The following is a 20,342-nucleotide window of genomic DNA, read 5'->3' on the forward strand; positions in this document are numbered from 1 at the left end:
GGGGCCCGACCGCGGCACCGCCGCGGGGGCACCGGTCAGGCGCTCACGGCCTCGCGCTCGAGTTCGACCACGCTGCGCAGCCGCGAGAGGTGGAGCATCCGGCGCACCGCCGGCCCGCACCCGCGCAGCACCATGTGGTGCCCGCCGCGGGTGGCGACCAGCGTGGCGACCGCCAGCAGCCGGAGCGCGGTCAGGTCGACGGTGGAGACCTCGGTCAGGTCGAGGACGACGTCGTCGTGCCCGGCGAGGTGGTCGTAGATGGCGTCGCGGGCCTCCGTCGTGCTCCGCACGTCGAAGTCACCGCTCAGCACGAGCGTGGGTCCGTCGGCCACGATGTCCATGTCGCCCCTTCCCTTCCCGGAGGTCCTCCGGTGCTGGGCTCGCCTGCGGTCGTCCCCCGCTTCACCCATAGTGACGCCGCAGGAACCGGGAAGGTTGCCTCCCTACGGGCGACTTCTCCGCGTGTCGGTCGTGGGTTCTTCAACCAGGACCGCACCTGCCACCGGGCGGGCGAGCGCGAGAGCGGCGGTGCCGAGGCCCAGGAGCACCGTCCCGACGACCCCGCCGGGCGAGAAGATGTGGTCGGTGTGCACCAGCCAGGCACCCGGGAGCAGCAGCACTCCCCCGGCCGCCCGGACGCCGTGCCGGCGCAGCTGGTCGGCCAGCAGCACGACCACGGTCACGAGGAGGGCCCACGAGCCGACCTCCCCGAGCGGCGTGCCGATCCGGAACAGCAGGCGCACCTCGTCGGGCCGCGGGACCCCCGGGCCCAGCTCGCGCGTCACCCAGCCGGCGGCGATCCCGCTGACGACGTCGAGGGCGGTGTAGAAGGTGGCGTAGGTGTACGCCGCCAGCCGGACCAGCCAGGCGACGGCGTCGGTGCGTCGACCGACCAGCGCCGCCAGCGCCAGCCCCACCAGCGGGAAGACCACGAGGCCGGGCAGGTGCACCCCGAACCAGCGGTCGGCGGTCTCGTAGGACAGGTGGTGGGGGTGGACCAGGCCCACACCGGCCAGCGCGAGGCCCGGGAGCGAGAGCAGCACGGCGTACGCCCGGCGGTCCATGCCGACGACCGTACCGACCGGACGGTGGATAGCCTCCGGTCATGGTCAACCTGACGCGGATCTACACCCGGACCGGCGACGGCGGCGAGACCCGTCTCGGCGACATGAGCACCACCACCAAGAACGACCTGCGGCTGCACGCCTACGCCGACGTGGACGAGGCCAACGCCCACCTCGGCCTCGCCGTGGTCCGCGGCGGGCTCGACGAGGACGTCGTCGCGGTCCTCACCCACGTGCAGAACGACCTCTTCGACGTCGGCGCGGACTTCTGCACCCCGGTCGTGCCGGACCCCGAGTACCCGCCGCTGCGGATCGAGCAGGACTACGTCGACCGGCTCGAGGCCTGGTGCGACCAGTACAACGACGCGCTGCCGGCACTGCGCTCGTTCATCCTCAACGGCGGCACCGAGGGCGCCGCCCACCTCCACGTCGCCCGGACTGTCGTCCGGCGTGCGGAGCGCTCGGCGTGGGCCGCCTTCGAGGTGCACGCGGAGTCGATGAACAAGCTCGCCATCACCTACCTCAACCGGCTCTCGGACCTGCTGTTCATCCTCGCCCGCCACGCCAACCGCCACGAGGGCGACGTGCTCTGGGTGCCGGGCGGCGAGCGCAGCCGGCCGGGCCGGTCCGACTAGCCGGACCTGTCGCCGGGGTCGCCCGGCTCCTGGCCGGGGCCCTGGTCGGCGTGGCCGAGCGAGCGTCCCGGGGCGACGAGGTCGCGGACCCGCCGCTTGAGCTCGGTGACCTCGGGGAAGCCGCCGTCGCGCTTGCGGTTCCAGACCGGCTCGCCGTCGACGTCGACGCGGAAGACGCCACCGGTGGCCGGGACCAGCGCCACCTCGCCGAGCTCCTCGGCGAACGTCGTGAGCAGCTCGCCCTGGTACCACTGCGCCCGCAGCAGCCACCGGCACTGCCGGCAGTAGGTGATGGCGACCCGGGGGCGCGAGGTCACCCGGCCTCCCCCGCCGGGACCCGCGGACGTGCGGCCAGGACGGCGACGGCCGCCGGCACCATCAGCGCCGACACCACGAGGAGCGCGTCCAGGGTGCCGACGTGGTCCCCGAGCAGGCCGAGCAGCGGCGGGCCGGCGAGGAACGCGCCGTACCCGATGGTGGAGACCACGCTGACCCTGGCCGCGGCCCGGACGGGGTCGTCGGCCGCGGCGCTCATGCCGACCGGGAACCCGAGCGCCGAGCCCAGGCCCCACACCAGGATGCCGACCGAGACGAGGACGACGTGGCCGCCCAGGACCACGAGCAGGATGCCCGCGCACGCGGCGGCGCAGCTGGCCCACAGCACCGGCGCCCGGCCGAACCGGTCCAGCAGCACCGGGCCCAGCAGGCGGCCACCGGTCATCGCGGTCACGAACAGCGAGAAGCCGGCCACCCCGACCCAGTGCTCCGCGCCGTAGCCGTCGATGAGCGCCAGCGCCAGCCAGTCGTTGGCCGACCCCTCGGCGACCGCGAACGCCAGGACCATCACGCCCAGGGCCAGCAGCCGGGGCTCGGTCCACGCCGACCGCGGCTTCTCGGTGTGCTCGGGCGGCGCCTCGGACGGCAGGAACGTCGCAGCGGCGGGCCAGACCACCAGCACCGCGACCAGGCAGCCCGCCACGACGTGGACCGGCATCGGCAGCGAGAGCGCGGTCAGCGGGATGCCGAGCCCCGCTCCCGCGATCGACCCGAAGGACCAGCCGGCGTGGAAGCGCGGCATCACGGTGCGCCCGAGCCGCCGCTCGACCTCGGCGCCCTCGACGTTCATCGCGACGTCCCAGACCCCGATGCCGATGCCGTAGACGAAGAAGGCGACCGCCGTCGCGGGCACCGACTCGAGCACACCCGCGGCCAGGCCGGCGGCGGAGAGCCCCACGGCGCACGCCACGACGCCGGCGCGGACCACCCGCGAGGCGCCGTACCGCCCGATCAGCCGACCGGTCGCCGGCAGCGCGAGGATCGAGCCGATCGAGATCGCGAGCAGCAGCAGGCCGAGCGCGGCATTGTCGAGGTCGAGGTGCTCGCGGATGTCGGGCAGCCGGGCCACCAGCGTGGCGAAGAGGAAGCCGTTGAGGCCGAAGGCCAGCCCCACCGAGTTGCGCGTGCGCAGGAGTGCGGGGTCGGTCGGTCCGGTGGGGGCGGGGGGCGTCGAGGTGTCAGCCACGGGTCCAGTCGGTGCCAGGAGGTCGGGCCTCGAGCCAGGCCTGGAAGCCGGTCAGTGAGGCGGGGCTCATCGCCAGCTCCACCTCGCCCTCGCGGGTGTGGCAGGAGATGACGACGTGGTCGGGGTAGAGCGACATCTGCTCGGGCCCCTCGGGCTCGCGCCGCCCGTCGTAGGCCATCTCGTCGCGCTGCCAGCACCGCTTCGGCCGGGGCGAGAGGGAGAAGATGCGGAACCACTCCAACGTCTCGCCGGAGTAGCGCCCGAGCCCGAGAAGCCAACCGCGTCCGGCCCTCTCGGACCGGACGCGGTGGCTGAGCTCGAAGGTGCCCCCGTTGCGGGAGAGCACCCGGCGGCGCACGATCAGGGCGACGCCGTAGAGCAGGACGAGCAGGAGCAGCAGGCCGGCTGCGTCGAGCAGCCACTGCCACACCGGCATCTGGTCCCCTTTCCCTACGAAGTGCCGTCACCCTAGCGGGCGGCGACGGCGGGACAGGTGCCGGGTCGTGCAGGTCGTACGACGGGCCTCAGCGGGCCCGCTCGACGGCGCGGATCCGCGCCTCGGCCCGGCGGACGCGGCGCTCGGCCTCGTCCTCCGCGCCGACGAGGCCACGGGCCTCGTCGAGCTCGGCGCGCGCCTGGTCGACGTCCACCTCCGAGGCGAGCACGGCCCGCTCGGAGAGGATCGAGACCCGGTCAGCCGCGACGGAGAGGAACCCGCCGTCGACCGCCGCGACGACGACGTCGCCGCCGGTCTCGGCGATCTCGACGACCGCGTCGGTGAGCAGGGAGAGCATCGGCGCGTGACCGCGCAGCACGCCGACGTCCCCCTCCACCGTGCGGGCGATGACCATGGTGGCCTCGCCGGACCAGACCGTGCGGTCGGCCGCGACGAGCTCCACCGTGAGGTTCTCAGCCATCGTCAGGTCCTCAGAGGTTCTTCTGGATCTCGGCCCACTTGGCCTCGACGTCGTCGAGACCGCCGCACATGAAGAACGCCTGCTCGGCCACGTGGTCGTACTCACCGTCGGCGATCTTGTTGAACGCCTCGATGGTGTCGGCGACGGGGACCGTGGAGCCCTCGATGCCGGTGAACTGCTTGGCCACGTAGGTGTTCTGCGACAGGAACCGCTGGATGCGACGGGCCCGGGAGACGATGATCTTGTCCTCCTCGGAGAGCTCGTCGACACCGAGGATCGCGATGATGTCCTGCAGCTCCTTGTTGCGCTGCAGGATCTGCTTGATCCGGATCGCGCAGTCGTAGTGAGCCTGCCCGATGTACTGGGCGTCGAGGATCCGCGAGGTCGAGGTCAGCGGGTCCACGGCCGGGTAGATGCCCAGCGACGCGATCTCGCGGGACAGCTCGGTCGTGGCGTCGAGGTGGGCGAAGGTGGTCGCCGGCGCCGGGTCGGTGTAGTCGTCCGCGGGGACGTAGATCGCCTGCATCGAGGTGATCGAGTGACCGCGGGTCGAGGTGATCCGCTCCTGCAGCTGACCCATCTCGTCGGCCAGGTTCGGCTGGTAGCCCACCGCGGACGGCATCCGGCCGAGGAGGGTCGAGACCTCCGAGCCGGCCTGGGTGAACCGGAAGATGTTGTCGATGAAGAGCAGCACGTCCTGGTTCTGCACGTCGCGGAAGTACTCCGCCATCGTCAGCGCGGACAGCGCGACCCGCAGGCGGGTGCCCGGCGGCTCGTCCATCTGGCCGAAGACGAGGGCGGTCTGCCCGAGGACGCCGGCCTCCTCCATCTCGACGATGAGGTCGTTGCCCTCGCGGGTGCGCTCACCGACGCCGGCGAACACCGACACACCACCGTGGTCCTTGGCGACGCGGGCGATCATCTCCTGGATGAGGACGGTCTTGCCGACGCCCGCACCACCGAAGAGGCCGATCTTGCCGCCCTGGACGTACGGCGTGAGCAGGTCGATGACCTTGATGCCGGTCTCGAACATCTGGGTCTTCGACTCCAGCTGGTCGAAGGCCGGCGCCTTGCGGTGGATGCCCCAGCGCTCGTTGACCTCGAACCGCTCGCCCTCCTCGAGGTTGAGCACGTCGCCGGTCGCGTTGAAGACCTTGCCGAGGGTGCCGTTGCCGACGGGGACGGTGATCGGGCCACCGGTGTCACGCACCGAGGCACCGCGGACCAGGCCGTCGGTCGACTTCATCGAGATGGCGCGGACGACGCCGTCACCGATGTGCAGCGCGACCTCGAGGACCAGGGTCCTGGTCTCGCCCTCGAGCTCGAGGTCGACCTCGAGCTTGTTGTACATCTCCGGCATCGCGTCCGCGGGGAACTCGACGTCGACGACGGGGCCGGTCACCCGGGCCACACGGCCGGTGGCACCGGCCGCCGAGCCCTGCTGGGTCTCTTCGAAGGTGGCAGTCATGTCTCTCACTCACTCCCGGAGTTCGCGTCGGCGAGTGCGTTGACGCCACCGACGATCTCGCTGATTTCCTGGGTAATACCGGCCTGGCGGGCCTGGTTGGCGATGCGCGTGTACTTCTTGATCAGCTCGTCGGCGTTGTCGGTCGCGGACTTCATCGCCTTCTGGCGCGCGGCCAGCTCCGAGGCCGCGGCCTGGAGCAGCGCGAAGAAGATCCGGCTCTGGACGTACTGCGGCAGCAGCCCGTCGAGGACCGCCTCGGCCGACGGCTCGAACTCGTAGAGCGGGAGCACGTCGGACGCGCCGGGCTTCTCGCCCTGCACGCTCTCCTCGGCCTCGACGACCTCGAGCGGCAGCAGCCGCACGGCCGTCGGCTCCTGGGTGAGCATCGAGCGGAAGCGCGTGTAGACGAGGTGGACCTCGTCCACGTCGCCGTCCTCACCCTGCTCCTTGAGGAACGACTCGATCAGCGCGGCACCGATCTCGGCGGCCACGTCGTACGACGGCTGGTCGGAGAAGCCCGTCCACGCCTGCACGATGGGGCGCTGGCGGAACTTGTAGTACGCCTCGCCCTTCCGGCCGCAGATGTAGGTGTCGATCTCCTTGCCCTCGGCACGCAGCTTCTCCGCGAGCCGCTCGGCCTCCTTGAGCACGCTCGAGGAGTAGGCACCGGCGAGGCCCCGGTCGCTGGTCACGATCAGCACGGCCGCCCGCTTGGGGTTCTCCTCCTCGCGGGTCAGCGGGTGGTCGACGTTCGAGAACGTCGCCACCGCCGACACCGCACGGGTCAGCTCACGGGCGTACGGCGCTGCCGCCTGCGCCCGCTGCTGCGCCTTGATGATCCGGGACGCAGCGATGAGCTCCATGGCGCGCGTGATCTTCTTCATCGACTCCGTCGACTTGATCCGCGCGCGGTACTCACGCAGCGATACGGCCATGCGTCAGCCCCGCTTCTGCTTGACGATCTGCTCCTGGTCCTCGTCCTCGAGCGCCTCGGCCGCAGCCTCGTGGCCGACCTTGATCGACCCGCCCTCGGAGGTCTCGAACTGGTCGAGGAAGGAGGTGTAGGCGCCCTCGACCGCGGAGGCCGTGTCGTCCTCGAACTTCAGGGACTCACGGATCGCGCTGAGGATGCCCTCGTGGGAGCGGCGCAGGTAGTCGAGGAACTCGCGCTCGAAGCGCAGCACGTCGTCGACCGGGACGCGGTCGAGGCGACCGGTCGTGCCGAGCCACAGGGAGACGGTCATCTCCTCGACCGGGTACGGCGAGTAGGCCGGCTGCTTGAGCAGCGCCATCAGGCGCTGGCCGCGGTCGAGCTGCTGGCGCGAGGCCGCGTCGAGGTCGGAGGCGAACATCGCGAACGCCTCCATCGCGCGGAACTGCGCGAGGTCGACCTTGAGCGATCCGGTGACGGCCTTGAGCGCCTTGGTCATCGCCGCACCACCCACGCGGGAGACCGAGACGCCGACGTCGATCGCCGGGCGCTGGTTCGCGGCGAAGAGGTCCGACTGCAGGAAGATCTGGCCGTCGGTGATGGAGATGACGTTGGTCGGGATGAACGCCGACACGTCGTTGGCCTTGGTCTCCACCATCGGAAGACCCGTCATCGAGCCGGCACCGAGGTCGTCGGAGAGCTTGGCGCAGCGCTCGAGCAGGCGGCTGTGCAGGTAGAACACGTCACCCGGGTAGGCCTCGCGGCCCGGCGGGCGGCGCAGCAGCAGCGACACGGCGCGGTAGGCCTCGGCCTGCTTGGTCAGGTCGTCGAAGACGATGAGGACGTGCTTGCCGTCGTACATCCAGTGCTGGCCGATGGCCGAGCCGGTGTACGGAGCGAGGTACTTGAAGCCCGCGCTGTCCGACGCCGGCGAGGCGACGATCGTGGTGTACTCCAGCGCGCCGGCCTCCTCGAGGGCGCCACGCACGGAGGCGATGGTCGAGCCCTTCTGGCCGACGGCGACGTAGATGCAGCGGACCTGCTTGCTCGGGTCGCCGGTCTCCCAGTACTGCTTCTGGTTGATGATCGTGTCGATCGCGACCGTGGTCTTGCCGGTCGCGCGGTCGCCGATGATCAGCTGGCGCTGGCCGCGGCCGATCGGGGTCAGCGAGTCGATCGCCTTGATGCCGGTGGCGAGCGGCTCGTGCACCGACTTGCGCTGCATCACCGAGGGCGCCTGCAGCTCGAGGGCGCGGCGGCCCGAGGTCTCGATGTCGCCGAGGCCGTCGATCGGGTTGCCCAGCGGGTCCACGACGCGGCCGAGGTAGCCCTCGCCGACGGGGACCGAGAGGACCTCGCCGGTCCGGCGGACCGTCTGGCCCTCCTCGATCTTGTCGAAGTCACCGAGGATGACGACGCCGATCTCGCGGGCGTCGAGGTTCAGGGCGAGGCCCAGGGTGCCGTCCTCGAACTGCAGCAGCTCGTTGGCCATGGCCGACGGGAGCCCGCTGACGCGCGCGATGCCGTCGCCGGCCTCCGCCACGAGGCCGACCTCTTCGCGGCTGGCTGCCTCGGGCTGGTAGTCGGCGACGTACTTCTGCAGCGCGTCGCGGATCTCCTCCGGACGGATGGAGAGCTCCGTCATCTCGGTTCCTTCTCTCTTGTCTCTTCGTGAAGTGCGGGGGTGGGTCAGCCGGCGAGTCGACGACGGGCGTCGTCGAGCCGGCTGGACACGGTGCCGTCGATGACGTCGTCACCGATCTCGACGCGGATCCCGCCGAGGACCGCGGGGTCCACGAGCAGGTTGAGGTGCACGGGCCGTCCGTACTGCTGGTGGAGCGCCGCGGCGAGCCGGTCGCGCTCACCGTCGGTCAGGTCGCGGGCCACACGGACCGTGGCCACGCCCTGGCCGTGGGCCTCGGCCGCCACCTTCTGGTACTCCGCGAGCGCAGCGCCCACCGTGCGGTGGGTGCCGGCCAGCGACTGGATGGCCAGTGCGACCGTCGCGGGGAGGGCCTTGCCCTCCAGCAGCGACCGCACGAGCCCGGCCTTGGCCTCCAGCGTACGCGCCGGGTCCGACAGCGCGTCCCGCAGCGCGGGGTTGTCCTTGACCGTCTGGGCGAAGGAGAACAGCTCGTCGGAGAGGCGACCGGCCTGGTCGCCGGCCGAGCGGACGGCAGCGACGACGCCGAGGTGCTCGAGCGCGTTCGGCAGGTCACCGGTGGAGATCCACCGGCGCGAGACCGCGGCGCGGACGACCACCAGGGTCGCGTCGGACACCTTGCCCCCGAGGACCTGCCCGACGAGGCCGGTCTTGGCCTCTGCCGGGAGGGACACGTCGGTGAGGAACCGGCGCAGGGCGCCCTCGGACCGCAGGGTCTGCGACACCGAGAACAGGTCGCCGGCGACGACTGCCGCGGACTCCGAGGAGCCCGAGACAGCACCACCGAGCTCGTCGACGAGCGCGGCCAGCGACTCTGCCGAGGCGCCGCGGAACGAGGCGGACATCAGTGCTCCCCCATCAGTTCCGGCCCGGCGTGCCGGCCTCGAGGTCGGCGAGGAAGCGGTCGACGACGCGGCGCTGGCGGTCGTCGTCGTCGAGGGACTCCCCGACGATGCGGCCGGCCAGCGAGGTCGCGAGGGTGCCGACCTCGGCGCGGAGCGAGGTGACCGCCTGCTGGCGCTCCGCCTCGATCTGGGCCTTGCCGTGCTCGACGATGCGGGTGGACTCGGCCTGGGCCTGCTCCCGCATCTCGGCGATGATCGCCGCCCCCTGCTCGCGCGCCTCCTCGCGGATCCGCGCAGCCTCGTGCCGGGCGTCGCCGAGCTGCTTCTCGAGCTCGGCGAGCTTGGCGTCGGCCTCCGCCTGCTTGGTCTCGGCCGCGGCGAGGCCGCCCTCGATCGCCTTGGTGCGCTCGGCGTAGGTCGTCTCGAACGCCGGCACGACGAACTTCTTCACGAGGAAGAAGAGGATCGCGAAGACGACGAGCGACAGGACGAGCTCGATCGGGTGCGGGATGAGCGGGTTGAGCTCGTGCTCCTCCCCCTCGGCGGCCCTCACCACCATGGAGGTCACAAGTGCTTGCATGCCAGGTCCTTCCGGGTCCTACAGGCGGAGGGCGTGATCAGCTGAGGACGAACGCGAGGGCGATGCCGATGATGGCGAGCGCCTCGGCGAGAGCGAAGCCGAGGATCGCGATCGACTGCAGGCGGCTCTGGGCCTCCGGCTGACGGGCCACGCCGGCGATGTAGGCCGCGAAGATCAGACCGATACCGATACCGGGGCCGATGGCCGCGAGGCCGTAGCCGATCATGTTGAGCGAGCCGTTCAGAGTGCCTTCCACGGCAATCTTCCTTTCGGTGTGTTCCTGCTACTAACTCGGGTGGTGCTGGTCAGGGGTGCTGCTGGCTGAGCGAGGTGCGTGCGGCGGGGCCGCTGCTCAGTGCTCGTCCGCGATCGCGCCACTGATGTACATGGCGTTGAGCAGGACGAAGACGTAGGCCTGGAGGAACTGGATCAGGATCTCCAGGAAGGCGACCGCGATGAAGAGCAGCCACGCGATGATGCCGACCGGGGCGTACTGGATCGCCATCTCGGTCACGAGGTACTCGCCGCCGAGAGCGAAGAGGATCAGCAGCAGGTGGCCGGCGAACATGTTCGCGAAGAGTCGCAGCGCCAGGGTGACCGGGCGGACCAGGATGTTGGACATGAACTCGAGCGGCACGAGCAGGATCAGCATCGGGCCGCCGATGCCGGCCGGGACCGACTGCAGCTTGAAGTAGCCGACGAAGCCGTGCTTGCGGATGCCGGCGACGTTGTAGACGACCCAGCTGAGCAGGGCCAGCGAGTAGACCATCCCGGAACGGGAGAACGTCGGGAACTGCAGGAGCGGGATCGACGCGAAGAGGTTGTTCAGCAGGATGAAGAAGAACAACGAGAAGAGGTACGGCGTGTACTTCTGGAAGTCGTGGCTGCCGATGATGTCGCGGCTGAGGGAGTTGCGGACGAAGCCGTACGCCTCCTCGCCCACGAACTGCAGCTTCCCGGGCACCATCGCGCGCTTGGCCGAGGCGACCTTGAAGAAAGCGAAGACCAGGACGGCCGCCAGGACCAGCTGGAGCATCGGCTTCGTGACACCGAGCACCGCCTCCTGACCGAGGAAGTCCATCGTCGAGCCGCCGCCGATGGCGGGGAGGTCGAAGTCGGCCGGTCCGGGCGGGGTGAACCCGTCTGCGGAACGCACCACGGCTGCGACGTTCACCAGTTCTCCTCTACTTGTCGTGCGACTGCTCGTGCGGCTGGTCGTCCGGCCGGGCACGGTTGAAACGAGCGAAGGTCATGTAGATCCCGAGCGTGGCACCGATCAGGATGCCGACAGCAACGAGGAAGGTCGTGCCGAGCCACCGGTCTGCGAGCCACCCCAGGACGCCGTACACCGCGACGCCCGAGACCATGTAGCCGAAGGCGTGCCACGGATCGCCCTTCGGGCCGTCCTGAGGAACAGCTGGTTGGTCCTGCTGACTCATGGCGCCCCGGACGATAGCAGGGTCGGGTAGTCATCGATCACACCCGGGCTGCGAGGTGGTCAGGGTGGCCTCACCCGGGGCCTCCCCGGCGGCGCCGGCGCCCGTGGCACCGTCGCCCGCGGAGAGGTCGTAGACCGGGATCCGCACCCTGGACGCGAGCGCCACCTGAACGAAGGTCCAGGCGAGCGCGCCGCAGATGACGGCCCCCGCGAGCCACCCCCGCGACAGCGTGTCGTCGACCGCGCCCGAGGCGTCGAGCGCCGAGAGCACGACCAGGACGACCAGCAGCTGCAGGGCGTAGGTCAGCAGCGCCACGACCAGCGAGGCCGCGGGCAACAGACCCGCCACGGCGTGCACCGTCGCGGAGCCGAAGGCGAAGACGACGACCACCAGCGCGCTGCCGACGAGAGCGCCGTACGCTGCGGGGCTGCCGTCGACCAGGGCGCCCACCGCCGCGGCGGCGAGGCCGGCGACGACGGTCCCGAGCGCGGCCCCGAGGAGCACCGCCGTCCCACCGTCACGGCGGGTCCTGGCGGTCTCGCGCGGTGTCTCGGTCGTCATCTCGGCGGCCGTTCTGGGAGGGGTTCGTCGCGGTCGTCAGCGGCCCGGGGGCCGCTCGTGAAAACTATCACAAGGTCTCCGGCGAGGGCTCATCGAGCACCTCCAGGACCTGGGGCTTGCGCAGCACCGGGAGCACGAACGTGAGCACCACCGTGACGAGCGCGAGCGCCCCGACCGCGAGCCACACCCACACCCCGGTGTAGAGGCTCGCGAGCACCGTGGCGAAGGCGATCAGGGCCGCCCACAGCCACATGATCATCACCGCGCGCCGCTGGGAGTGGCCGATCTCGAGCAGCCGGTGGTGCAGGTGCTGCTTGTCCGGGGCGAACGGCGAGCGTCCGGCCCGGGTGCGCCGGACCACGGCCATCACCAGGTCCAGCAGCGGGACCAGCAGGATCGAGACGGGCAGCAGGACCGGCAGCAGCGTCGGCAGCAGGCTCGCCTGCGTGCCCGAGGCGCCGCGGGAGATCTCGGTGCCGGAGAACTGGCCGGTGAGCGTCACCGCGCTCGCCGAGAGCACCAGTCCGATCAGCATGGAGCCGGAGTCACCCATGAACAGCCGCGCGGGGTGGAAGTTGTGCACGAGGAAGCCCAGGCACACCCCGGCGAGCGCCACGCTGAGCAGCGCCGCGGTCGTCGCGCGCGGGGCGTCGTTGAGGCGGGTGAGCTGGTAGCAGAAGACGAAGAACGCGATCGCGCCGATGCCGACCACGCCGGCGGCCAGGCCGTCGAGACCGTCGACGAAGTTCACCGCGTTGACGGTGGCGACGACGACGAACCCGGTCAGCAGCGCGCCCTGCGAGGGGTCCAGGGAGAAGATGTCGCCGTTGGTGAGCGGGAAGAAGACGTACTGGATCCCGAAGGCGATGAGGAACCCGGCCGCCAGGACCTGTCCACCGAGCTTGGTGAGCGCGTCGAGCTCGAAGATGTCGTCGAGGACGCCCACCGCGCAGATCAGCGCGCCGGCGATGAGCACGACCCCCGCGTCGCGGAACACGAACGGCCCGCTGAGGGAGAGGAACGGCAGCTCCCGGGCGACGAGGTACGCCGCCACCAGCCCGCCGAGCATCGCCAGCCCGCCGAGGTAGGGGATCGGCTCGTCGTGCACGTCGCGGTCGCGCACGGCGGCCACGGCGCCCGTCCGGATCGCGATCTCCCGCGCCACCACGGTGAGCAGGTAGGTCACCGTCGCGGCCACGAGGAAGACGAGGAGGTACTCCCGCACTACGTGGTCGCCCGGCCCTCGTCGGTCAGCGTCGCCCCGAGCGGCTCGAGGACCTCGTTCAGCGCCTCGAGCGAGAGGGCGCCGCGGCGCAGGACCCGGCCCTGGTCGCCGGTGCAGTCGACGATCGTGGAGGCCTCGCCGCCGGGCGACTCCCCCGCGTCGACGAGCACGGCGACCTCGTCGCCGAGCATCTCCTCGGCCTGGTCGGCGTCGGTCGCGGCCGGCATGCCGGAGAGGTTCGCCGAGGAGACCGCCAGCGGGCCGGTCCGCTCCAGGACCTCCAGGGCCACCGGGTGGTCGGGCATGCGCACCGCCACCGTGTCCCGGGTGTCGCCCAAGTCCCACTGCAGCGAGGTCTGCTGGTGGCAGACCACGGTCAGGGGCCCGGGCCAGAACCGCTCGACCAGCGCCCGGGCGTACCCGGGCACCCGCACGGCGAGCGCGTCGAGCGTCGTCGGGGAGCTGACGAGGACGGGCGGCGGCATGTCGCGGCCGCGGCCCTTGGCGTCGAGCAGGTCGCGGACGGCGGCGGGGTCGAAGGCGTCGGCGGCGATGCCGTAGACGGTGTCGGTCGGGAGCACGACGAGCTCGCCGCGCTGAACCGCCAGCGTCGCAGCCTCGACGGCGGCCTCGCGGGCCTCCTCGGTGTCGGTCGGGTAGCGCTCGCTCACCCGGTCATCGTGCCAGCCGCGCCGTCAGGAAGCGCGGCCGACCTGCCAGGTCGAGGTGGTCGCGGACCTCGGTCCACCGGCCGGTCGCGGTGAAGACCGCCGGGGCGAGGTCGCCCTGCGCGTCGGCGTGCTCTGCCCCGACCACTCCCCCGGGCCGCAGCAGCAGCGCGGCGCGCCGCTCGAGGACCCGCATCGCGTCGAGCCCGTCGTCGCCGGAGAACAGCGCCAGGTGCGGGTCGTGGTCCCGCGCCTCGGGCGCGACCGACTCCCAGGCGTCCAGCGGGATGTACGGCGGGTTGCAGGTGATCACGTCCACCTCGCCGGCCAGGTCGTCGAAGGCGGTCGCCAGGTCGCCCTGGCGCAGGTCGACCCCGGTGCCGGCCAGGTTGCGGACCGCCCAGCGGTGCGCGGGCTCGTCCAGCTCCACCGCGTGCACCACCGCCTGCGGCACCTCGTGGGCCACCGCCTTCGCGATCGCGCCGGAGCCCGTGCAGAGGTCGACCACGACCGGTGTCCGGCCCTCCTCGACCAGCGCGGTGGCCCGGTCGACGGCCCACCCGGCGAGCAGCTCGGTCTCCGGCCGCGGCACGAAGACGCCCGGGCCGACCGCGAGCTCGACGTGGCGGAACCACGCGGACCCGGTGAGGTGCTGCAGCGGCTCACGCCGCGCGCGGCGCGCGACGAGCGCGGCGTACTGCTCGAGGTGGGCGGGGCCGACCTGGTCGACCAGCACCAGCCGGCCGCGGGTGGTGCCCAGGACGTGGGCGAGCAGCTCGGCCGCGTCGTGGTCGGGACTGGCGACCCCGGCCTCGCGCAGCCGCGCGGTCGCCTCGGCCAGCACGGTGCGGCGCGCGGCCGGCGTGGCCGGCGTGCCCGGCGCGGTCACTGCTCGAGCGCCTCGAGCCGGCCGGCGAGGTCGGCGTCGAGGCAGGAGGCGAGCACCGGCTGCAGGTCCCCGTCGAGCACCTGGTCGAGGTTGTAGGCCTTGTAGCCGGTGCGGTGGTCGGAGATCCGGTTCTCCGGGAAGTTGTAGGTGCGGATCCGCTCGGAGCGGTCGACCGTGCGCACCTGGCTGCGCCGAGCGTCGCTCGCCTCGGCGTCGGCGGCCTCCTGCGCGGCGGCGAGCAGCCGCGCGCGCAGGATGCGCATGGCCTGCTCCTTGTTCTGCAGCTGGCTCTTCTCGTTCTGGCAGGACACCACGATGCCGGTCGGCAGGTGGGTGATCCGCACGGCCGAGTCGGTCGTGTTGACGCTCTGGCCGCCGGGACCGCTCGAGCGGAAGACGTCGATGCGCAGGTCGTTCTCGTCGACCGTCACGTCGACCTGCTCGGCCTCGGGCAGCACCAGCACGCCGGCGGCGCTGGTGTGCACCCGGCCCTGGGACTCGGTCACCGGGACCCGCTGGACGCGGTGGACACCGCCCTCGAACTTCAGCAGGCCGTACGGCGCCTCGCCGGGCTCGGGGGTCCCCTTGGCCTTGACGGCCACGGTCACCGACTTGTACCCGCCCAGGTCGGACTCGGTGGCGTCGAGCAGCTCGACCTTCCAGCCGCGCGCCTCGGCGTAGCGGGTGTACATCCGCAGCAGGTCGCCGGCGAACAGCGCCGACTCCTCGCCGCCCTCGCCGGACTTCAGCTCGAGGATCGCGTCCTTGTCGTCGGCCGGGTCCCTCGGCACGAGCAGCCGGCGCAGGCGCTCCTCCGCGGCGGCCAGGCGCGGGACCAGCGCCTCGGCCTCCTCGGCGAACGTCGGGTCCTCGGCGGCCAGCTCGCGGGCGGCCCCGAGGTCGTCCTCGAGCCCCTGCCAGTCCCGCCACGCCCCGATCACCGAGGAGAGCTGGGCGTAGCGCTGGTTGAGCCGCTTGGCGAGCCGTGCGTCCGCGTGGGTCTCCGGAGCGGCGAGCTGCTGCTCGAGCGCGCTGTGCTCGACGAGCATGCCTTCGACGGCCTCGAACATCGGCGCTCCTCGCGGGTCCTGGGACGGTGGCCGGGACGGGTGGCTGGGGGTGACGGACAAATGACGAGCGCCGGCCCCCGCCATGCGGCAGGGACCGGCGCTCGGTGACAGCTACTTCTTGGCTGCCTTGGCGTAGCGGGCCTCGAAGCGGGCGACGCGGCCGCCGGTGTCGAGGATCTTCTGCTTGCCGGTGTAGAACGGGTGGCACTGCGAGCAGACGTCCGAGCGGATCTGGCCGGACGAGACGGTGCTGCGAGTCGTGAACTCGGCGCCGCAGGTGCAGGTCACCTGGGTCTCGACGTACTCGGGGTGGATGTCCTTCTTCATGGTGTCCTCTCAGTCGCCGGGTCGTCCGCCGCGCCCTGCGGCCGGGACGTGAACCGGAACCAGCACGGAATTGTGCCACCGGTACGAACGCCGGCCCAATCGTGGTTGTTCCCGGTGGCCGGCCCGTGCCGCCCACCGGACACCACCGGCCTCGTGCCGTGCGTCACGCCTGCTGAGCGCCGGCCTCGAGCTCGGCGGGAGCCGGTGCGGGCGGCACGCGATCGCCCTGGAGACGGAGCACGACGACCACCGTCGTGCCGGCACCCTCCTCGGACTCGAAGAGCACCTCGCCCTGGTGCTTGTCGATGATGGTCTGCACGATCCGCACCCCGAGGCCGGTGCCGGCGATCTCGTTGAAGACGGCGTTGGACGCGCGGAAGAAGCGCGTGCCGAGGCGGTCGAGCTCGGCGGCCGGGATGCCGATGCCGTGGTCGGTCACCGCCACCCGCACCGTCCCCATCGACGCGGTCACCTCGACCTCGACCGGGTCGCCGTCCTTGCTGAACTTCACCGCGTTGCTGAGGATGTTGAGGAACGCCCGGTTGAGCATCGCCCGGTCGGCGAGGACCGGCAGCGGGTCACCGGGGGCGGTCACCTCGACGCGGATGCCGCGGCGTGCGGCGGTGATCCGTACGTCGGTCACCGCGTCGCGCACGACCTGGTCGAGGTCGACCTGCTCGAGGTCGGTCCCCCGGTTCTCGGCCTTGGACAGCGTGAGCAGGTCGTCGATGAGCGTCTTGAGCCGGGTGACGTTGCGCCGCGTGGCCTCGAGCATGCGCTCGTGGCGGGGCGCCATGTCGTCCTCGAACTCCTCGGCGACCATCTCCAGGTACCCGCTGATGGTCGTCAGCGGGGTCCGCAGCTCGTGGGAGACGTTGGAGACGAAGTCGTCGCGCGCGGTGTCGAGCGCCCGGAGCTCGGACTGGATCCGCGTCTCGACGGCCCGGGCCCGGGCCTGCTGCTCGACCAGGTCGTTGAGCGCCACGGCGACCGCCCGCACCTCGCGCGGGCCGGCAACCGCGGCGTGCACGTCGGGCTCCGAGCGCGAGATCCGCTGCACGGTGGACTCGATCGCCAGCAGCGGCTCGGACAGCTCGCGCTCGAGCCGGCGTCGGGCGCGCCCGACGAGGAACCAGCCGAGCAGGCCCAGGGCGACGACCGCGACGATCGTGCCCCGGAAGCGCCACTGCGCGTCCGAGCTGGCCTCGCGCTGACGACGGTCGAACTCCGCGTGCGTGGCCAGGTGGGCCTCACGCACCTCGTCGAAGAGGCGCTGGCCGCGGGTGTAGCGCGCCCGCTGGAAGGTGCCCGGCCCGCCGGGCGCCTCGACCCGCGGCTCGGCGTACTGCGTCAGCCAGGCGTCGGCGGCGTCCTGCTGGCGCGTGACCAGCAGCTCGAGCCCCGCGTCGCCGCGGGCGAACTCGCGCACCCGCTGCTCGTGCCCGGGAAAGCGCTGGAGGGCCTGCTCGTAGTCCGCGAGGGCGCCCTGGTCGCCGCTGCGGGCGTAGGCCCCGACGGCGGCGTCCATGTCGGTGAGGTCCTGCAGGACGTCCTCGTTGGCGCTGGCCGCTGGCAGCAGCTCGTCGGTCAGGTGGTCGACGGCCTGGGTGGAGGCGAGCACACCGGCCACGCAGATCGCCGCCATCAGGGCGAGCAGCAGGCCCAGGCGCAGGAGCACCGGCGCCAGCAGCCGCGCCACGGGCCGCCCGCCGGCGGGAGCCGGTGCGGCGGGCACACCGGTGGCGGGACGGCCACGCTGGGCAGTCGTCATCGAGCGCTCATCGAGCGGTCACCGGGACGGGACGTCCGGTGTCACTGGGCCCGGGCGAGGAGCGCCTCGACCCGGGAGGCGAGCTCGCGCGGGCTGAACGGCTTGGTGATGTAGTCGTCGGCGCCGGAGTCGAACCCGGTCTCCACGTCGGACTCCTGCGCGCGGGCGGTCAGCAGGATCACCGGCAGGTCGGCGAGCGCGGGGTCGGCGCGGATGACGCGGATCGCGTCGAGGCCGGAGAAGCCCGGCATCATCACGTCGAGGACCGCGAGGTCGGGACGCTCGGCCTGGCAGGCCTCCACGGCCGCGGCGCCGTCGGCGACGGCCACGATGTCGTGACCCAGCGTCGAGAGCTTGAACTCGACCAGCTCCCGGATGTCGACGTCGTCGTCAGCGACCAGGATGCGTGCCACGGTCCTGCCCTCCCTGGTTCGTCGGGCAGCCGGGCTGCCGCTTCGTCGGTGCCGAGTCGGGGAGCCCGCTCGTGGCGGTCAGCCTACGGGGTCCGCGTGCGGCGCGGACGGCGGTTGCGCAGATCGGCGCACGGGCCCCGTCGCGCCGCGGCGTACGACGAGCCCGGCCCCGCGCGGCGCGGGTCCGGGCTCGTCGTACGAGCGGGCTCAGTCGTCGTCGGCCGGCGTCGTCTTCTGGACCTGCATCAGGAACTCGATGTTCGTCTGCGACTTCCGCAGCCGCTCGAGCAGCAGCTCCAGCGCCTGCTGGTTCTCCAGGTTCGACATCACCCGGCGCAGCTTCCAGATGATCGCCAGCTCCTCCTTGGAGAGGAGCAGCTCCTCACGCCGGGTCCCGGACTGCACGACGTCGATGGCCGGGAAGAGCCGCTTGTCGGCGAAGTCCCGCCGCAGGCGGATCTCCATGTTCCCCGTGCCCTTGAACTCCTCGAAGATGACCTCGTCCATCTTCGAGCCGCTCTCGACCAGCGCCGTCGCGAGGATCGTCAGCGAGCCGCCGTTCTCGATGTTGCGGGCGGCGCCGAAGAACCGCTTCGGCGGGTAGAGGGCCGCGGAGTCCACGCCGCCGGACAGGATGCGTCCGCTCGCCGGCGCCGACAGGTTGTAGGCCCGGCCCAGGCGCGTGATGCCGTCGAGCAGCACCACGACGTCGTGGCCGAGCTCGACCAGGCGCTTGGCGCGCTCGATCGCCAGCTCGGCGACCATGGTGTGGTCGGCCGGCGGCCGGTCGAACGTCGAGGAGATGACCTCCCCCTTGACCGAGCGCTCGAAGTCGGTGACCTCCTCGGGCCGCTCGTCGACCAGGACCACCATCAGGTGGCACTCGGGGTTGTTCGTGGTGATCGAGTTCGCGATGGACTGCAGCACCATCGTCTTGCCGGCCTTGGCCGGGGAGACGATGAGGCCGCGCTGGCCCTTGCCGATCGGTGCCGCGATGTCGATGACCCGCCCGATGAGGTTGTCCGGGCCGGTCTCCAGGCGCAGCCGCTCGCTGGCGTAGAGCGGCGTCAGCTTGGAGAACTCGACGCGGTGCTTGCTCGCCTCGGGGTCGGTGCCGTTGACGCTGTCGAGGCGCACCATCGGGTTGAACTTCTCCCGGCGCTCGCCCTCGCGCGGCTGGCGGACCTGGCCGACGACCGCGTCGCCGCGGCGCAGACCGAACTTCCGCACCATCGAGAGCGACAGGTAGACGTCGTCGGGCCCGGGCAGGTAGCCGCTGGTCCGCACGAACGCGTAGTTGTCCAGGACGTCGAGGATGCCGGCGGCCGGGACGAGGACGTCGTCCTCGAGGATCGTGGTGTCGGGCTCGTTGCGCTGCCCGCGACCGCGCTCTCGGTCGCGTCCCCGGCGACGCCGGTTCCGCCCGCCGCCGTCGTGGTCGTCGTCGTCGCGGTCCTGCTGGTCGCGGTCCTGCTGGTCGCGCACGCGGTCCTGCTGGCGCTCCCGCTCCCGGTCCTGCTGGCGGTCCCGGTCCTGCTGCCGCTCGCGCTCCTGCTGGCGGTCGCGGTCCTGGCGGTCCCGGTCCTGGCGGTCGCGGTCCTGGCGGTCCTGGGGGTCGCGGCGCTCCTGCTTCTGTCCCTGGTTGCGCTGGCCCTGCTTCTGGCCGCCCTGCCGGCCGCCCTGGTCCTGGCGGTCCTGATCCTGCTTGTCCTGGGCCTTCTCCGGGGCCTTGTCCTGCGCCCGGTCCTGGCGGTCGCGCCCCTGGCGCTCCTGCTGCCGGTCCCGGTTGCGCTCGCGGCGGCGCTCGCCGTCCTGCTGCCCGGCGGGCTGCTGCTCGGCGGCCGGCTCGACGGGGAGCTCGGCCTGCGGCTCGGCGCGCACCACGGTGGGCTGCTCCGTGGACTGCGGGATGGGCTGCTCGGCGGGCGGCTGGGAGGCCTGCTGCTCGGTCGCCTCGGCGGGCTGGCCGCCACGCTTGGCGCCCCGGCCACGGGCCGGTCGGTCCGCCGGTCGCTCCGCGGCGGCCGGCTCCGCGGCGGCCGGCTCGGCGGCGGGTCGCCCGCCGGTCTGTGCGCCCTTGATGGCCTCGATGAGCTGGGCCTTCTTCATCGTGGCCGCGCCCGGGATGCCCATGCCGCCGGCCATCGAGCGCAGGTCGGCGATGAGCATCGAGCTGAGCCCGCCACCGCGCTTCCTGGCTGCGCCGCCGGAGGTGGTGGGTTCGATCGTCTCCGTCACGTGAGGGGGTCCTTCCCACGTCGTCAGTGCCGCGGCCGCCCACGCGGTCCGTCCGGCTGCTCGTCAGGGCTCCCACTCCCGGGCCGGCGTCGCCAGCGGCGAGGACGGACCGGTGC

Annotated in this window: 24 protein-coding genes; 1 reads left to right on the forward strand and 23 read right to left on the reverse strand. The window is 72.1% G+C overall.

The window, feature by feature from the left end:
* Window positions 1-35: 35 nt before the first annotated feature.
* Both OSR43_RS14910 and OSR43_RS14915 read right to left on the reverse strand, forming a co-directional pair.
* Window positions 36-341, reverse strand: coding sequence for an STAS domain-containing protein (locus OSR43_RS14910; protein WP_302267398.1), 306 nt, complete (start codon window positions 339-341; stop codon window positions 36-38).
* 102 nt (window positions 342-443) lie between these two features.
* Window positions 444-1,064, reverse strand: a complete 621-nt coding sequence (locus OSR43_RS14915; RefSeq protein WP_302267399.1) for a hypothetical protein — start codon at window positions 1,062-1,064, stop codon at window positions 444-446.
* Between the two features lie 41 nt (window positions 1,065-1,105).
* Here OSR43_RS14915 and OSR43_RS14920 point away from each other — a divergent pair, with 41 nt between their 5' ends.
* Window positions 1,106-1,699, forward strand: coding sequence for a cob(I)yrinic acid a,c-diamide adenosyltransferase (locus OSR43_RS14920; protein ID WP_302267400.1), 594 nt, complete (start codon window positions 1,106-1,108; stop codon window positions 1,697-1,699).
* Here the strand turns inward: OSR43_RS14920 and OSR43_RS14925 are convergent.
* The 21 genes from OSR43_RS14925 to rho form a co-directional block, all read right to left on the reverse strand.
* Entirely contained in the window at window positions 1,696-2,016 is a 321-nt protein-coding gene (locus OSR43_RS14925; protein WP_302267401.1) for a SelT/SelW/SelH family protein, read from the reverse strand. The two genes, OSR43_RS14920 and OSR43_RS14925, sit on opposite strands and share 4 nt — an antisense overlap.
* Window positions 2,013-3,221, reverse strand: a complete 1,209-nt coding sequence (locus tag OSR43_RS14930) for an MFS transporter (protein ID WP_302267402.1) — start codon at window positions 3,219-3,221, stop codon at window positions 2,013-2,015. Before OSR43_RS14930 ends, OSR43_RS14925 begins: the two co-directional genes overlap by 4 nt.
* Entirely contained in the window at window positions 3,214-3,657 is a 444-nt protein-coding gene (locus OSR43_RS14935) for a DUF2550 domain-containing protein (RefSeq protein ID WP_302267403.1), read from the reverse strand. Before OSR43_RS14935 ends, OSR43_RS14930 begins: the two co-directional genes overlap by 8 nt.
* An 88-nt stretch (window positions 3,658-3,745) precedes the next feature.
* Window positions 3,746-4,138 carry a F0F1 ATP synthase subunit epsilon gene (locus OSR43_RS14940; RefSeq protein WP_302267404.1) on the reverse strand — a complete coding sequence of 131 codons (393 nt, stop codon included), beginning with the start codon at window positions 4,136-4,138 and terminating at the stop codon, window positions 3,746-3,748.
* Between the two features lie 10 nt (window positions 4,139-4,148).
* On the reverse strand, window positions 4,149-5,606 hold the full coding sequence (atpD, locus tag OSR43_RS14945; RefSeq protein WP_302267406.1) for a F0F1 ATP synthase subunit beta: 1,458 nt from the start codon (window positions 5,604-5,606) through the stop codon (window positions 4,149-4,151).
* A gap of 5 nt (window positions 5,607-5,611) precedes the next feature.
* The gene (locus tag OSR43_RS14950; protein ID WP_302267407.1) at window positions 5,612-6,541 is read right to left on the reverse strand and encodes a F0F1 ATP synthase subunit gamma; all 930 of its coding nucleotides are present in this window, start codon (window positions 6,539-6,541) and stop codon (window positions 5,612-5,614) included.
* Between the two features lie 3 nt (window positions 6,542-6,544).
* Complete coding sequence (gene atpA, locus OSR43_RS14955; RefSeq protein ID WP_302267408.1) at window positions 6,545-8,182, reverse strand: F0F1 ATP synthase subunit alpha; 1,638 nt, start codon at window positions 8,180-8,182, stop codon at window positions 6,545-6,547.
* A gap of 44 nt (window positions 8,183-8,226) precedes the next feature.
* Window positions 8,227-9,045, reverse strand: a complete 819-nt coding sequence (locus tag OSR43_RS14960; RefSeq protein WP_302267409.1) for a F0F1 ATP synthase subunit delta — start codon at window positions 9,043-9,045, stop codon at window positions 8,227-8,229.
* A 13-nt stretch (window positions 9,046-9,058) separates the two neighbouring features.
* On the reverse strand, window positions 9,059-9,625 hold the full coding sequence (locus tag OSR43_RS14965; protein ID WP_302267410.1) for a F0F1 ATP synthase subunit B: 567 nt from the start codon (window positions 9,623-9,625) through the stop codon (window positions 9,059-9,061).
* 37 nt (window positions 9,626-9,662) lie between these two features.
* Window positions 9,663-9,851: an ATP synthase F0 subunit C gene (gene atpE, locus OSR43_RS14970; RefSeq protein WP_367891531.1), complete on the reverse strand. Its 189-nt coding sequence runs from the start codon at window positions 9,849-9,851 to the stop codon at window positions 9,663-9,665.
* Window positions 9,852-9,977: 126 nt separating this feature from the next.
* Window positions 9,978-10,799: a F0F1 ATP synthase subunit A gene (atpB, locus tag OSR43_RS14975; RefSeq protein ID WP_367891498.1), complete on the reverse strand. Its 822-nt coding sequence runs from the start codon at window positions 10,797-10,799 to the stop codon at window positions 9,978-9,980.
* Window positions 10,800-10,809: 10 nt separating this feature from the next.
* A complete protein-coding gene (locus OSR43_RS14980) occupies window positions 10,810-11,064 on the reverse strand; it encodes an AtpZ/AtpI family protein (RefSeq protein WP_302267411.1) in 255 nt (84 codons plus the stop codon).
* A gap of 30 nt (window positions 11,065-11,094) precedes the next feature.
* On the reverse strand, window positions 11,095-11,625 hold the full coding sequence (locus tag OSR43_RS14985; RefSeq protein WP_302267412.1) for a hypothetical protein: 531 nt from the start codon (window positions 11,623-11,625) through the stop codon (window positions 11,095-11,097).
* 67 nt (window positions 11,626-11,692) lie between these two features.
* Window positions 11,693-12,850 (reverse strand): MraY family glycosyltransferase, encoded by a 1,158-nt coding sequence (locus tag OSR43_RS14990; protein ID WP_302267413.1) that lies wholly within the window; start codon window positions 12,848-12,850, stop codon window positions 11,693-11,695.
* Window positions 12,850-13,521, reverse strand: a complete 672-nt coding sequence (locus tag OSR43_RS14995; protein WP_302267414.1) for an L-threonylcarbamoyladenylate synthase — start codon at window positions 13,519-13,521, stop codon at window positions 12,850-12,852. Before OSR43_RS14995 ends, OSR43_RS14990 begins: the two co-directional genes overlap by 1 nt.
* A gap of 4 nt (window positions 13,522-13,525) precedes the next feature.
* Window positions 13,526-14,407 (reverse strand): peptide chain release factor N(5)-glutamine methyltransferase, encoded by an 882-nt coding sequence (gene prmC / locus OSR43_RS15000; RefSeq protein WP_302267415.1) that lies wholly within the window; start codon window positions 14,405-14,407, stop codon window positions 13,526-13,528.
* Entirely contained in the window at window positions 14,404-15,477 is a 1,074-nt protein-coding gene (gene prfA / locus OSR43_RS15005; RefSeq protein ID WP_302267416.1) for a peptide chain release factor 1, read from the reverse strand. Before prfA ends, prmC begins: the two co-directional genes overlap by 4 nt.
* 111 nt (window positions 15,478-15,588) lie before the next feature.
* On the reverse strand, window positions 15,589-15,804 hold the full coding sequence (rpmE, locus tag OSR43_RS15010; protein ID WP_302267417.1) for a 50S ribosomal protein L31: 216 nt from the start codon (window positions 15,802-15,804) through the stop codon (window positions 15,589-15,591).
* 163 nt (window positions 15,805-15,967) lie between these two features.
* A complete protein-coding gene (locus OSR43_RS15015) occupies window positions 15,968-17,575 on the reverse strand; it encodes an ATP-binding protein (RefSeq protein WP_302267418.1) in 1,608 nt (535 codons plus the stop codon).
* 41 nt (window positions 17,576-17,616) lie between these two features.
* Window positions 17,617-17,988, reverse strand: a complete 372-nt coding sequence (locus OSR43_RS15020) for a response regulator transcription factor (RefSeq protein ID WP_302267419.1) — start codon at window positions 17,986-17,988, stop codon at window positions 17,617-17,619.
* Window positions 17,989-18,195: 207 nt separating this feature from the next.
* Window positions 18,196-20,226 (reverse strand): transcription termination factor Rho, encoded by a 2,031-nt coding sequence (gene rho / locus OSR43_RS15025; RefSeq protein WP_302267420.1) that lies wholly within the window; start codon window positions 20,224-20,226, stop codon window positions 18,196-18,198.
* Between the last annotated feature and the right edge of the window lie 116 nt (window positions 20,227-20,342).

Source organism: Nocardioides sp. Arc9.136 (assembly GCF_030506255.1).
GTDB lineage: Bacteria > Actinomycetota > Actinomycetes > Propionibacteriales > Nocardioidaceae > Nocardioides.

What these genes read in the sequence shown, in the direction of transcription:
- OSR43_RS14915 (WP_302267399.1), bottom strand. Translation starts at nt 1,064, where the DNA reads ATGGACCGCCGGGCGTACGCCGTGCTGCTCTCGCTCCCGGGCCTCGCG.
- OSR43_RS14920 (WP_302267400.1), top strand. Translation starts at nt 1,106, where the DNA reads ATGGTCAACCTGACGCGGATCTACACCCGGACCGGCGACGGCGGCGAG.
- rpmE (WP_302267417.1), bottom strand. Translation starts at nt 15,804, where the DNA reads ATGAAGAAGGACATCCACCCCGAGTACGTCGAGACCCAGGTGACCTGC.
- OSR43_RS14950 (WP_302267407.1), bottom strand. Translation starts at nt 6,541, where the DNA reads ATGGCCGTATCGCTGCGTGAGTACCGCGCGCGGATCAAGTCGACGGAG.
- prfA (WP_302267416.1), bottom strand. Translation starts at nt 15,477, where the DNA reads ATGTTCGAGGCCGTCGAAGGCATGCTCGTCGAGCACAGCGCGCTCGAG.
- OSR43_RS14980 (WP_302267411.1), bottom strand. Translation starts at nt 11,064, where the DNA reads ATGAGTCAGCAGGACCAACCAGCTGTTCCTCAGGACGGCCCGAAGGGC.
- OSR43_RS14935 (WP_302267403.1), bottom strand. Translation starts at nt 3,657, where the DNA reads ATGCCGGTGTGGCAGTGGCTGCTCGACGCAGCCGGCCTGCTGCTCCTG.
- atpE (WP_367891531.1), bottom strand. Translation starts at nt 9,851, where the DNA reads ATGATCGGCTACGGCCTCGCGGCCATCGGCCCCGGTATCGGTATCGGT.
- OSR43_RS14985 (WP_302267412.1), bottom strand. Translation starts at nt 11,625, where the DNA reads ATGACGACCGAGACACCGCGCGAGACCGCCAGGACCCGCCGTGACGGT.
- OSR43_RS14940 (WP_302267404.1), bottom strand. Translation starts at nt 4,138, where the DNA reads ATGGCTGAGAACCTCACGGTGGAGCTCGTCGCGGCCGACCGCACGGTC.
- OSR43_RS14965 (WP_302267410.1), bottom strand. Translation starts at nt 9,625, where the DNA reads ATGCAAGCACTTGTGACCTCCATGGTGGTGAGGGCCGCCGAGGGGGAG.
- atpD (WP_302267406.1), bottom strand. Translation starts at nt 5,606, where the DNA reads ATGACTGCCACCTTCGAAGAGACCCAGCAGGGCTCGGCGGCCGGTGCC.
- OSR43_RS15015 (WP_302267418.1), bottom strand. Translation starts at nt 17,575, where the DNA reads ATGACGACTGCCCAGCGTGGCCGTCCCGCCACCGGTGTGCCCGCCGCA.
- atpA (WP_302267408.1), bottom strand. Translation starts at nt 8,182, where the DNA reads ATGACGGAGCTCTCCATCCGTCCGGAGGAGATCCGCGACGCGCTGCAG.
- OSR43_RS14960 (WP_302267409.1), bottom strand. Translation starts at nt 9,045, where the DNA reads ATGTCCGCCTCGTTCCGCGGCGCCTCGGCAGAGTCGCTGGCCGCGCTC.
- OSR43_RS14910 (WP_302267398.1), bottom strand. Translation starts at nt 341, where the DNA reads ATGGACATCGTGGCCGACGGACCCACGCTCGTGCTGAGCGGTGACTTC.